9 protein-coding genes and 1 tRNA gene are annotated in these 12,929 nt (G+C 64.4%); 7 read left to right on the top strand and 3 right to left on the bottom strand.

Annotated features, from left to right (window positions below; all coding sequences use genetic code 11):
• Positions 1-42 precede the first annotated feature (42 nt).
• The 6 genes from FAX90_RS11985 (at position 43) to FAX90_RS11960 (ending at position 4,487) form a co-directional block, all read left to right on the top strand.
• Positions 43-804, top strand: a complete 762-nt coding sequence (locus tag FAX90_RS11985) for a tetratricopeptide repeat protein (RefSeq protein WP_144097642.1) — start codon at positions 43-45, stop codon at positions 802-804.
• Positions 805-1,011: 207 nt separating this feature from the next.
• Complete coding sequence (locus tag FAX90_RS11980) at positions 1,012-1,515, top strand: type III secretion system chaperone family protein (protein WP_144097859.1); 504 nt, start codon at positions 1,012-1,014, stop codon at positions 1,513-1,515.
• A 2-nt stretch (positions 1,516-1,517) separates the two neighbouring features.
• Positions 1,518-2,324, top strand: a complete 807-nt coding sequence (locus FAX90_RS11975) for a pyrroline-5-carboxylate reductase family protein (protein ID WP_144097641.1) — start codon at positions 1,518-1,520, stop codon at positions 2,322-2,324.
• A 151-nt stretch (positions 2,325-2,475) separates the two neighbouring features.
• Positions 2,476-3,234 carry a Bax inhibitor-1/YccA family protein gene (locus tag FAX90_RS11970; RefSeq protein ID WP_144097640.1) on the top strand — a complete coding sequence of 253 codons (759 nt, stop codon included), beginning with the start codon at positions 2,476-2,478 and terminating at the stop codon, positions 3,232-3,234.
• Between the two features lie 274 nt (positions 3,235-3,508).
• Positions 3,509-4,300 carry a hypothetical protein gene (locus FAX90_RS11965; RefSeq protein WP_144097639.1) on the top strand — a complete coding sequence of 264 codons (792 nt, stop codon included), beginning with the start codon at positions 3,509-3,511 and terminating at the stop codon, positions 4,298-4,300.
• A gap of 111 nt (positions 4,301-4,411) precedes the next feature.
• Positions 4,412-4,487, top strand: a tRNA-Ala gene (locus tag FAX90_RS11960).
• 15 nt (positions 4,488-4,502) lie between these two features.
• On the opposite strand, the gene FAX90_RS11955 is transcribed toward FAX90_RS11960, so the two are convergent.
• The 3 genes from FAX90_RS11955 to FAX90_RS11945 are packed head-to-tail and all read right to left on the bottom strand — an operon-like array spanning position 4,503 to position 9,711.
• Entirely contained in the window at positions 4,503-5,837 is a 1,335-nt protein-coding gene (locus FAX90_RS11955; RefSeq protein ID WP_144097638.1) for an alkaline phosphatase PhoX, read from the bottom strand.
• Positions 5,837-6,850: a phytase gene (locus tag FAX90_RS11950; RefSeq protein ID WP_144097637.1), complete on the bottom strand. Its 1,014-nt coding sequence runs from the start codon at positions 6,848-6,850 to the stop codon at positions 5,837-5,839. Before FAX90_RS11950 ends, FAX90_RS11955 begins: the two co-directional genes overlap by 1 nt.
• Positions 6,850-9,711: a TonB-dependent receptor gene (locus FAX90_RS11945; RefSeq protein WP_144097636.1), complete on the bottom strand. Its 2,862-nt coding sequence runs from the start codon at positions 9,709-9,711 to the stop codon at positions 6,850-6,852. Before FAX90_RS11945 ends, FAX90_RS11950 begins: the two co-directional genes overlap by 1 nt.
• Positions 9,712-10,028: 317 nt before the next feature.
• On the opposite strand from FAX90_RS11945, the gene FAX90_RS11940 reads away from it, so the two are divergent.
• Complete coding sequence (locus FAX90_RS11940; RefSeq protein ID WP_144097635.1) at positions 10,029-12,896, top strand: M16 family metallopeptidase; 2,868 nt, start codon at positions 10,029-10,031, stop codon at positions 12,894-12,896.
• Positions 12,897-12,929: the final 33 nt, after the last annotated feature.

Here is a 12,929-nt window from a genome sequence, read left to right as displayed (position 1 = left end):
CGTCGCGCATTTGTCGCGGCGGCGGTTCTGCTTGCAGGCGGCATGCAATTGCATGCACCGCCCGTCGCCGCGCAATCGGTTCGCACCGTGCCGGACAGCAACGAACGCGCCCTGGAACGTGCGCGCGAACAGCTTGGCCGCAATCCTTCGGACCTGCGCGCGCTGCGCGACGGGGTGCAGGCCGCAATGCGGCTGGGCCGGATCGATCTGGCCGCCACATATGCCCAGCGCGCCGCGCAGCTTGCGCCCGGCGATGCGCATATCACCGCCGCGCGCGGGGCGATCGAAATTCATCGCGGCCGCCCGCGCGAAGGGCTCGCCCTGTTCGAGCAGGCCGACATGGCGGGCCTTCCCGAAGACGTCTTCGTATCGGACCGCGCGCTCGGCTACGACCTCTTGGGCGACCAGCCTTCGGCGCAGTACTATTACGCTATCGCCAACCGCCTGAACCCCAGCGACGAAACCTTGCGCCGCTATGCGCTAAGCCTCTCGATCATCGGCGATTACGACACGGGCGAGGCGATGCTGAAGCCGCTGCTCAACGTCGGGGACCGTCCGGCATGGCGGATGCAGGCCTTCATGCTGGCCATCAACGGGCGCGGGGGCGAGGCGACCGAAGTGCTCAACCGCATCCTGCCCTCCGACGTCGCGGCGGAATTGACGCCATACCTGCTGCGCATGCCCAGTCTCAGCCGGGCGGAGCAGGCCGCGGCCGCAAACCTGGGCATATTCCCTTCGCTCGTCCAGGCGGACCTCTCCGCTTCCGAGGCGCAGCGCGCGCGCCGCCGCCGCCCCGGCGACTGAGCCATTGACGGCTCGGCGGTTCGGGCCTGTTCAGCCGCGCGGCATCCCGCTTCCACAGGCTGTCCCGTGCTTGTCCACAAGCTCTGCACAAATGTGTCGACTTATGCCCAGCATGCGTGGGCAGGGGTGATTGTGTCATCGGGGTGAAAGGATTCATCAAGGCAATCGAGGATGGACAACCCCAAACCCTGGACGGACACGCTTATGATGACAGACCGGCACACTGACACGGGCGACGACGATTGCGCCCCGGTCGACATGCTGGTCGCGCTGTTCGAGGCGCGGGGCTGGCCATACGAACTCATCGGTGAGGACGAGCTTTCGGGCGAAGTGCAGGGCGCCTGGGCCAAGTACCAGATGCGCGCGATCTGGCGGCGTGAGGACAACGTCCTGCAGCTGCTGTGCCTGCCTGAAGTGCGCGTCGGCGACGACAAGCGGACCGCGATGTTCGAACTGATGAGCCTGGTGAACGAGCAGCTGTGGCTGGGGCACTTCGATCTGTGGTCGTCGGGTTCGGTCCTGCTTTACCGCCACGGCATGATGCTGGGCGACGATGGCCTGCTCTCGATCCTGCAGGCGCAGATGGCCGTCGAACACGCGGTTGAGGAGTGCGACCGGTTCTATCCCGCGTTCCAGTTTGTCCTGTGGGGTGGCCGCGAGCCGAAGGACGCGTTAGACGCCGCGCTCATCGACGCTGCCGGAGAAGCTTAGGAATGACTTTACCGAACAAGATGCTGCTCATCGGATGCGGCAACATGGGAGGTGCAATGCTGGATGGCTGGCTGGCCGGAGGAGCGGACCCCGCCATCTTCACCGTGCTGGACCGTTCGATCCCGTCCGCCCCCGATGGCGTGCGCCTCGTCCGCACCCAGCCTGACGAGACGTTCGACGTCGTCATGCTCGGCATCAAGCCGCAGGGGCTGGCCGATTCGGCGCCTGCCATCGAACCGATGATCGGTCCCGAAACCGTTCTGCTCTCGCTGCTGGCGGGGGTTCAGCTCGACACTCTGTCCGATCGCTTCCCCCGTGCGGGCGGTGTGGTCCGCGTGATGCCCAACCTGTCGGCAAAGCTGGGCAAGTCGCCCGTCGCGCTGGCCGGAAAGGGACTCAGCGATGCGCAGAAAGACACGGTCGACACGCTGGCCGACATGCTCGGCCAGGGCGAATGGATCGGGGAGGACACTTACGACCTCACCACCGCGCTCGCCGGATCGGGCCCCGCGTTCGTCTATCGCTTCATCGACGCGCTGGGCAAGGCGGCGGCCTCGCTCGGCCTGCCCGAGGAACAGGCCAATCGGCTTGCCAAGGCGACCGTGGACGGCGCGACCGCGCTTGCCATGCGCAGCGAACATTCGCCCGGTGAACTGGCGCGGCGCGTCGCTTCGAAGGGCGGCGTGACGCAGGCAGGTCTCGACACACTGGATGCCGACGACCGGCTGCTGAAGCTGATGACCGATACCTTGCGCGATGCATCGGCCCGCAGTGCGGAAATGTCGCAGGAAGCGCGCGCAAAAGGGTGACTGCATCGGTCACCTCGCTTTGTAACAGTTTGTAACATCCGGCCTGTCGGTGATCCGGCAGGCCGGTTTTGCTTGAACTGATGCGATTCAATCGCGATATTGTCTGCAACGGCCCCGCCTGGTGGGGTCCGATAAGGAGTTGAGAAAGACAATGGCAAACTGGAACGACCCCCAGCCCACGAGCCGGAGTGGCCGTGCGGGCTTCGGCGCTGCTCCGGGCCTTAATCCGAGTGTGCCGAGCACGCGGGCCGGCTTCGACGCAGGCCTGCGCAAGTACATGCTCTCGATCTACAATTACATGGCATCGGGCGTGCTGCTTTCGGGCATCGTCGCGATCGCGATGGCCAACACCGCCATCGGCGTGTCAATCATCACCTCGCCGTTCATGTTCCTCGTGATGCTCGCCCCGCTGGCGATCGTCTTCGCGATGAGCTTTGGCGCGAATCGCTTCTCGCAGGGCACGCTTCAGGCGATGTTCTGGGGCTTTGCGTTCCTGATGGGCATGAGCCTGTCGACGATCTTCCTCGTCTATACGGGCGGTTCGATCGCGGCGACGTTCTTCGCCACCGCGGGTGCCTTCGCCGGCCTTTCGCTGTTCGGCTACACCACGAAGAAGGACCTGTCCGGTTGGGGCAGCTTCCTGATCATGGGCGTGATCGGCCTGATCATCGCGTCGGTGATCAACATCTTCTTGCAGAGCGCGGCCCTGATGTGGGCGGTCAGCTTCCTGGGCGTCCTGATCTTCGCGGGTCTGACGGCCTACGATACGCAGCGCCTCAAGGCTCAGTACTATCACCTTGCCGGAACCGAGTTCATGGGCAAGGCGGTGATCCTGGGTGCGCTTTCGCTCTACCTGGATTTCATCAACATGTTCCAGTTCCTGCTCATGTTCATGGGTCAGCGCGACTGACATCGCGGGGCAGGGGTTACGCCCCCGCCCATTCAGAAGAAACGAACGCCCGGCCGGTATCCCCGCGCCGGGCGTTTCGCGTATTCGGCTCGTCCGATGCGCGCCTTCGTCTCATCGTATTCCTTGTGGATGGACCCATGGGGCGGGATGCGCGGGCCACGGCGTAAGGGCATGAAGGGGACTGCTTGCCGCGCCGCCTTAATCCTGCCGAAAGCCGGGTTCATGCAGACTGCGTGCAATCGTTATGGAATTTCGGGAAAGAGGGTTCGGGTCGGTGACTTCCAAGGTCGTGAAAATCGTGCAGGCATGCGCCATTGTGGGCGTCGCTACTCTGGCCGGCTGTACGCCGCCGCCCCCGGCACCCCCGCCGCCCCCGCCGCCGGTGGTAGAGGCGTTTCCCGCCCGTCCGCTCGCACCCGGCTTTGCGCAGGAAAACCTGGCCGTCCCGGCCGCCAACGCGATGGGCATTCGCCAGACGGTGAACACCGGCCTGACGTCGGCGCAGACCACGTGGAACCTGCGTTCGGCCTACAACGTCGCCGCGTTGAACTGCCAGGGCCCCGAACATCTCGTCATGGCCGAACGCTATGGCGAATTCCTGAAGAACCACACGCGCGAACTGTCGGCCACGAACCGCACGCTCGACAGCGAGTTTCGCCAGAAATACGGGCCGGGCTACAAGGACGTGCGCGACAAGTACATGACGCAGGTCTACAACTATTTCGCGCTCCCGCCCGCGCTGGATCGCTTCTGCGATGCCGCGCTTTCGGTCAGCGGCCAGCTTGCCACGGTGGAAAAGGGCAACCTCGACGTCGCGGCCGCCACGCTGTTGCCGCAGCTTGAAAACGTGTTCCTGCAGTTCTTCGCAGAGTACGAGGCCTATCGCATCGCCGCCACCGCTTGGGATGCGCGCTACCTTGCCACTTACGGGGTTCCCTATCGCCGTCCGGGCGGCAATCCGCTCGCTCCGGGCGCGACCGACCCTTACGGTCCCGAACAGACGATCGAACTGCCGCCGCAGACTTCGGCGTCCACCGACACCGGTGCAACCGCTTCGGGAAGCTGAGGCCCGGACCCTACGGATCAAGCAGGAAGGGGGCGTAATTTCCCCCTTCCCAAACCTGCGCGCTCGCTGCTAACTGCGCGCCTCGCCCCACGGTGGGCGAACGGATGGAACGGGGCCGTAGCTCAGTTGGGAGAGCGCGTCGTTCGCAATGACGAGGTCAGGGGTTCGATTCCCCTCGGCTCCACCATCCTCGACCTTCCGATCATCCTGAAAGACCGTAGAACTCCGGCAGGCGTATGGCGAAAGTCATGGCCGGGCTGAAGGCGTTGACGAACAGGGTCGAACCGTCGGGCGAGAAACAGGCCCCCGACAGTTCGGTCTGAATGCGAAGCCGCCCGATGGGATAAGGCTCGCCTTGCGGCGTGATCCCGCGCAAGTGATTGTCCACCACGTCGCTGCCTTGGTCCTCGCACACGATCAGGTGCCCGTTCGGCGCGATCGTCAGGTTGTCGCCATAGTGGAACTGGTCCTTGTCGCCGCTTTCGAAAAACAGCTGCAGGCGGTCCGCCTGACCATTGCCCGACGGCACCAGCCGGAAGATCTGGCCCAGACCTGCCGCTCCGCCGGAGGTGCAGCAGAAATAGACTTCGCCGTCGCCCATGTGGATGCCTTCGCCGCGCGCGAAGATCGCGGCGCCATCGGCGGCTGCGCGAAAGCGCATGTCGTCGTCGGGGGCTTCGGGATCGGCGATGTCGATCCAGCGCACCCCGGCCCAGGCCCCCGGCGCGAAGGCGGTGCCGGACCAGTTGCGCGTATCGGCAGGCAGGCCGACGATGGCGGCGGCTTGTAACCGGCCTCCTTCGGCCAAGTGACCGTGCCTGTTCGGGATGAAGCGGTAAAGCGCGCTCTCGTCACGATCCTCGGTCATGTAGACGATGCCGCTGCGCGGATCGACGGCAGCAGCCTCGCGCCGAAAGCGTCCCATGGCCTTGAGCGGAACCGGATCGACAAGGCCCGCGGCATCGGCGGGGACTTCGAAGATCCAGCCATGGGCCTTGCCGGCGTCTTCACCCGGCAGGGTCACGTCCTCTTCGCAAGTGAGCCAGGTGCCCCACGGCGTCACGCCGCCCGAACAGTTGCGGATCGTCCCCGCCAGCGATCGGTATTGCCGTTTCACCGTCAGGCTGGCCGGATCGAGCACCACGGTCGTTGTGCCGCCGGGAAGCGTGCGGCCGCCCGGCGCGTGGTCGAAGCCGGTCGCAAGCGTGCCGCCCGGATCGTCCTCCACCTTCAACTCGTGATTGCGGACGAGAGTCAGCGACCCGTCGGCGAGTGCGAAACAGCCCATGCCGTCGGCCTTGTCGGGAACGGTCAGCCCGTCGTCCATCACGTCGCCCAGCCGCGAAATGACGCGATAGGACGCCCCTTGGGGCAGGTCGAGCAGACCCGCCGCATCCGGAACGAGCGGACCGAAGGGAGACGAAGCCGCAGCTGCCGTTGTCAGCGCACGGGTCGTGCATCCGCTGGCCAGAAGCGCGGCAAAGGCAGTACCGGTCGATTGCAGGAAACGGCGGCGCGACGCATCCGGGCACGCCATCATTTCAGGCCTAGCGCTGACACGATCTCGTCCCAGCGGACCAGCTTGAAGTTCTGCGCCCCGCTTTCGTTGATGCCGTCTTGCGCGACGAACAGGCCATCCGGAAAGACCGGCCCGAAATCGCCGGACTGCAAGGCGATGCCATCGGTTTCGTCGGTCGCGCCGAAGTCACCGGCACGGACGCGGAAACGCCCGACATAGCGCATGTCCGGCAGGCTGTAGACCGCATAGGCGCTGTCGCCCTGGCTCGATGCGACGAGCCAGCCGCCGTTATCGCCTTGGGGCAGGAGGGCCAGGCCCTCGACATCGGCGACGAGCTGTTCGCCATCGGTGGCAGCGACCATTTCGCCTTCAGTGGCGCCCCGGGCGAAGCGCCAGATGCCCGCCATCTCTTCACCCGCGTAGAGCGTGCCGTTGCGCGGATCGACGACGCAGCCTTCGCCCTGCGTTGCCATCTTGAACGTGCGCGAGGTGAACGCGCCCAGTGGTTCGAGATCGATCGCGGATTCCACGATCGTCCCGTCCTTCAGCACCGAATAGGCGAGCAGCGCGTCGTCTTCTGCGTACAGGCACAGGCCATAGGCCTCGCCCGCAGCGACCGGTACGGTTCCGATGGGGCTCAACTTGCCTTCACGAGAAAGCCGGTAAAGCCGGATTTGTGCTTTCAGCGGGTCGCCCCGGTCGCTTGCCGCGACGACGATACCCGCATCGCCTATATCGACGAGATCGACGTTGTTGAGCCGCCCGTCGGGCGCGAAGTCGAGCACCACGCCGTCCATCGAATAGACGTAGAGCCCCGCCTTCTTGTCGGTGCCCACGATCAGGCTGGCCGTGGGATCGGCCGGGTTCCTCCAGATCGCGGGATCGTCGGCGGCATCGTCGTTCTGCGTGCCGACCGGAGCGGTTTCGCCCCGCGCCACGACCTCTGCCGTGGGCAGGGGCGAGACGTAGGGCGCGGTGGCGCAGCCGGAAAGGACGGCTGCGCCAAGCGTTGTAATCGCGATCCGGCGCATCAGAACACCACCTTCGCGCCGAACTTCCCGGTCCAGTCGTATTCCTCGTACTGGTAGAGGTTCCGCTGTCCGCCGAGGTTGTTGTAGGCGAAGTACTTGGCGTTGTTGATGTTCACCCACTCGCCAAAGATCTGGACCATGTCGGTCAACTGGTACTTGGCGGTGAAGTCGAGCTGGAAGTGATCGTCGACGAAACGGTCCTCGTCCACGTCATCGCCCAGTTCGTCGAGGTACTTGTCGCGGAACGTGCCCGACAGGCGCAGCGAGATCGGCCCCTTTTCATAGCCTAGCACGGCGTTGAAAGTGTGCTTCGACGTCGACGGCAGGCTGATTTCGCGAAGGTCGGTGATGTCGCCGTCAATCGGCACCGTCCCGGTCGCATCGGTGTAGGTGTAGTTCGCCTGGACCAGCAAACCGTCCAGCGGGGCAGGCAACATGCTCAGCGCCTGAGAGAAGCCAAGCTCCACGCCCCAGACTTCGGCGCTGGGGCCGTTGACCGGGATCACCGCTTCGTCAAAGGCGATGCCGTTGAAGGTGCCGTCCTTGCGCTCGGTATCGACGATGTAGTTCTTGATGTCCTTGTAGAAGACCGCGGCGCTGATGCCGCCGGTGCGCGACATGTACCATTCGACCGACGCGTCGAGGTTCCACGCCTCGTATGGCTTCAGCGCGGGATTGCCGAACTCGCCCTCGATCTCGTCATCGTCGTTGACCTCGACGGCAAAGCGCGGGGCCAGCTTCGACAGCTTCGGACGGACGAGACTGCGATAACCGGCAAGCCGCACCAGCAGGTCGGGCCGTGCTTCGTACCGCAGGTTGAGGCTGGGCAGCCAGTGGCCGTAGCTCTTGTCGTATTCGACCGGCGCGAAGAGCACGGTGTCGTCTTCGGCGACGGTTTCGTCGGGAAGGTTGGACCCTTCTTCGAACAGGGTGACGGTGTTGCCGAAGATGTCGTTCTTCGTATGCTCGTACCGGATGCCGCCGATGGCGCGCAGCGGGCCGTTGTCCCACGTGGCCATGACGTATCCTGCCATCACGTCCTCGTCGACGCGGTAATCCTCCACCGCCGAATCGAACGCGGTGTCGATTTCCTGCAATTCGAACTGGTCGAAATTGTCGAAGAAGTAGCGCGTGGGCGCGGTAAAGTCCGCCACCGGCGAAATGCCGATGATGTCGTAGGTCTGGAAACCCTGGACATCGGCAAGCGTGTAGTCGCCGTCGCCGTCCCATTCGTAGAATTCGACCGACTTGTCGTAGGTCTTCTTGCGCCAGCGACCCTTGGCCCCTGCCTGAAGGGTCAGGCTGGCATCGCCCATGAACATTTCATAGCCTAGGTCGAACTGGCCGGCATATTCCTCGTCCTGGGAATCGGACAGCGCGGTCAGTTCGATGTCCTTCAACTCGTAAGCTGCGGGATCGTAGAAAGCGGAATCGTTGCCCGACGTCATGTAGAGCGGCACGCGCGGATCGGCGTAATCGACTGCGATCAGCAGCTCGTCCCCGGCAAGATCGGCGTCGCTTTCGAAGTCCCGTTCGAACTGCGTGGGATCGACCGATCCGTTCTCCTTCTCGGTCGCCTTGGCGTAGCTGGCCGAGTATTCGGCGAAAAACCCGCTATCGAGCTGCGTCTCGCCGCCCAGTACGAGAGAGTAGATGCGCTGGCGCTCGAAGCGGTCCTTCACGTCGCGTTCGACGGTGAATTCGGCGGTGTCGGAAGAATAAGTCGCCGTGCTGCCAACGAAAGTCGGCAGGTCATCATCTTCGAAATCGCCGAAATCGAAAGTCAGGCGGCGGCGGTATTCCTGGTCGTCGAACTGGCTCCACGTGCCCTTGACGTAAAGCTCGGTAGTGTCGCCCGCGCGGAAATCCAGGCCCAGCGTCGCGCTGATGCGTTCACGCTCCACGTCGTAGTCGCGATACTGGATTTCCTGCGCGTAGGGCGTGCCGCCATCGTCGGTCCAGTCGTCGGCCTCGATGTTGTCGGTCTCGAACTTGCGCTGGTAGTAGGAAACGCCGCCGGAAATGCCGACGTTTTCGCCAAGGCGGCTGGCGAAATCGATGCTGCCCTTGGGGGTCAGCTCGTTCGACTTTTCGTTGTAGCTGCCTTCGATTTTCGCGGTCAGCAGGCCCTTTTCGCGGTCGAACGCACTCGTCGTCTCGATCTCGATGCTGGCGCCGATGGTGTCGGCATCCATGTCGGGCGTCAGCGACTTCTTGACCGTGATGGATTCGATGATGTCGGAACTGATCACGTCCAGCGCGACCGAACGGACATCGCTTTCGGGCGCGGGCAGGCGAACGCCGTTCAGCGACGTGGCGTTAAGTTCGGGATCAAGTCCGCGAACCGAAACGAAGCGGCCTTCGCCCTGATCGTTCAGGACATTGACGCCCGGCAGGCGGCGCAGCGATTCAGCCACGTTCTGGTCGGGAAACTGGCCGATCGCGTCGCGCGTGATGACATCGCTTACGGTATCTGCGGCGCGCTTGCGCGAAAGGGCGCTGCCAAGGTTGGCCCGCTGCCCGATGACGAGGATCTGCCCGTCAAGGCCCGACAGCGAGAAATCGGCCGTCGCGGTACCGGTGGCCGGCACCGCGACCGTCATTTCCTGCGCCTGCGCACCGATATAGGTCGCCCGCAGGGTATAGGTGCCTTCCGGAACTTCCACGAAGCGGAACGCACCGTCGCTGCCGGTCGTGGCCGTCCGGCCCGTTCCCTCGATCTCGACCTGCACCGCGCGCAGACCGGCGGTGCCCGTCTGGTCGATGACCTTGCCTTCGATCGTTCCCGCGATGGCCGGTGCGGCCTGACCAAGCGCGATTGCCCCCATTGCGGCCCCGAGGAGCCATTTTGACGAACCCATGTTTTCAACCTCCAGTGTTATCTGGGAGGCCGATAGGTTCGCCGCTTTACGCGTTCGCGACGGTTTGGGGGCAGGGCAAAGACAATTGAACGGCAACTGTCACGCTGCTGACGCAAAGGCCTTGCGCGGTGGGTGCACTGCGTGCGTGACCTGACGCGTTGCCTGCGACTTTACTTTTTAACTCGCTATAAAACAGTCGAAAATTTTGCAGGGTGGAGCGCATCCAAGACAATAAGGCCAGCCTTGTCCGGACGCTTGCAACCCGGCCTTGGCGTGGTAGTCCTGTTGCATCCCCCAATTGCTCAGCTGGACATCACATGCGTCGTTTTACCGTTCCGGTCTCGCTCTCCCTGTCGCTGGCGCTTGCCGCCTGCGCCTATCAACCCGCGCCCATGGCGGTCGCGCCGCCAGCGGCAGAGGCGACGGCGGCCCCGCTTTCGCAGCTCGTTTCGCAAGTCGACATTCCTTATGAAAGCTTCACGCTCAACAACGGTCTGACCGTGCTGGTCCACACCGATCGCAAGTCGCCGATCGTGGGCGTGACGACCTATTACCGCGTCGGGTCGAAGCACGAACCGCGCGGCAGCACCGGTTTTGCCCACTTGTTCGAACACCTGATGTTCGGCGGGTCCGAAAACGTCGAGAATTTCGACATTCCACTGGAGGCGGCAGGATCGGCCCCGACCAACGGATCGACCTGGTATGACCGAACGAACTATGTCGAAACGGTTCCGACCGGCGCGCTCGATCTTGCACTGTTCATGGAAAGCGACCGCATGGGCCACCTGCTCGGCGCGGTGACGCAGGACAAGCTCGATAAACAGCGCGGCGTGGTGCAGAACGAAAAGCGCCAGGGCGACAACCAGCCCTATGGCCTGGCCGAATACAAGATCGCCGACGCGCTGTACCCCATCGGCCATCCCTATCGCCACGCCACGATCGGTTCGATGGCCGATCTCGACGCGGCCAGCCTGACCGACGTGCGTACGTGGTTCACCGACAATTACGCGCCCAACAACGTGGTGCTGGCGCTGACCGGCGATATTGACGTCGCCACGGCGCGTCCGATGGTCGAAAAGTGGTTCGGCGACATTCCGCGCGGCCCCGAAGTGGTGCAGCCCGAAGCGCCGATCGTGACGCTTGCCGCCCCGGTCCGTGAAGAGATGACCGACCAGGTGCCGGTGACCCGCATCTACAAGGTCTGGTCCGGTCCGGGCCTCAACCACGAGCAGGCCGCCGAACTCGACATGGGCATGTCGGTGCTGGGCGGGCTCAGCTCCTCGCGGCTCGACAACGTGCTGGTGCGTGACGAACAGCTGGCCGTCAGCGTTTCGGCCTACATGCTGCCGTTCGAAAACACGTCCTACCTTCAGGCGACGATGGACGTGAAGCCGGGCGTGGACGTGGCCGTGGCCGAAAAGCGGTTAGACGAAGTCATCGCCGGGCTGATGGCAGAAGGGCCGACCGAAGACGAACTGGCCCGTGCGGCGACGCAGCGGGTTTCTTCGCAGATCGGCCAGCTGGAAGCTGTAGGGGGCATGGATGGCAAGGGGGCGATCCTGGCCGAAGGGCTGCTCTATTCCGGCGATCCGGCGACGTACAAGGAAGACCTTGTCGAAATCGCCGCGCTCAATCCTGCAGAAGTACAGGCCGCGTTGGCGACCTGGCTGTCGCGCCCGGCCTATACGCTGGTGGTGAAGCCGGGCGAGCGGACCGAGGACGGCGCACAGATGGGCGGCTGGGGCGATGAAGGCACCGTGCCGCCGCCCGCGCCCGATGCCAAGGCACCCGTGCCCGCCATCGAACAGGGCCCGCCGCGCGCCTATCCGCCGGTGGCGCCGGTGGGCGAACTCGTCTTCCCGTCGGTGGAGACCGCGACCCTGTCGAACGGCATTCCCGTCACGCTGGCACGCCGGACCTCTATCCCCAAGGTCAGCATGGCGATCACTTTCAATGCGGGCGACGCCGCCGACGGCGCGGCCAATGCCGGAACGCAGTCGCTGATGATGAGCTTGCTGGACGAAGGGACCGAAACCCGGTCCACGCTCGACATCGCGACCGAGCAGGAGCGGCTGGGCGCATCGATCAATGCCGGCACGACGATGGATGTCAGTGCGGTCTACATGACGGCGCTGACGGCCAACCTTCTGCCTTCGCTGGACCTCATGGCCGACATCGTGCGCAACCCCGCCTTCGACGAAGCCGAAGTCGCCCGTGTGAAGGGGCAGCGCCTTGCCGCCATCGCCCAGCAGCAGGCAACGCCGGGCAGCATCGCATCGCGCGCCATCGGGCCGCTGATCTACGGTAATGACCATCCCTATGGCTCGGTCGGTTCGGCAGGGCTTGCCTCTGCGATCGAACCGCTGACCCCGGCTGCGCTGGAAACCCTGCACGATACCTGGCTGCGTCCCGACAATGCGGCGATCACGGTCGTCGGTGACGTCACGATGGCGCAGTTGAAGCCCGCGCTGGAGGCCGCTTTCGGCAATTGGGCTGCGCCGACAGGGGCGGTTCCGGCAAAGGCGCTCGACGCGCCGGTGCCCGAAGCGGAGAGCCGGATCGTCGTCATCGATCGACCCAATTCGCCGCAGTCCTATCTCCTGCTTGCCCGCGTTCTGCCGCTTGACGGAACGCAGCAGGACATGGAGGCACTGAACATCGCGAACGAAGTTGTCGGCAGCGGCTTCCTGTCACGCCTCAACAGCGACCTTCGCGAGGACAAGGGCTGGACCTACGGGGTCAGCAGTTCCGTTTCGGCGGGCAATGCCGGGCCGCGCACGTTCTTTGTCTTCACGCCGGTCCAGACCGACCGGACCGCCGATTCCATCGAACTGATCCTGCGCCGGGTCGGGGAATTTTCCGACGGTTCGCGCGGGGTGGACGACGTAGAACTGCAGCGCGTGACCGATGGCAACATCCGCGGGCTGCCCAACAGCTTCGAGACAAACGGACAGGTGCTTTCGGCGCTGCTTGCCAACCAGCGGCTTGGCCGCCCGGCCGATTACCAGAAGCAGCTTCCCACGATCTACCGAGGCATCGATGCCGCCGCGATCGACGGGGCCGCGGCCGAATATCTATCGCCCGACGACCTGACGATCATCGTCGTCGGCGATCGTTCGAAGATCGACGATCAGCTCAAGACGCTCGACATGCCGATCGAATACCGAGAGGCCAGCGAGTTCTGAGACCCAGCGGATCGATAGCGAAAGGGCCGGGTT

It is taken from the genome of Croceicoccus sediminis (genome assembly GCF_007570835.1).
GTDB lineage: Bacteria > Pseudomonadota > Alphaproteobacteria > Sphingomonadales > Sphingomonadaceae > Croceicoccus > Croceicoccus sediminis.
The sequence above is the reverse complement of the archived record's forward strand: the minus strand, read 5'-3'. Positions and strand labels throughout refer to the sequence as shown.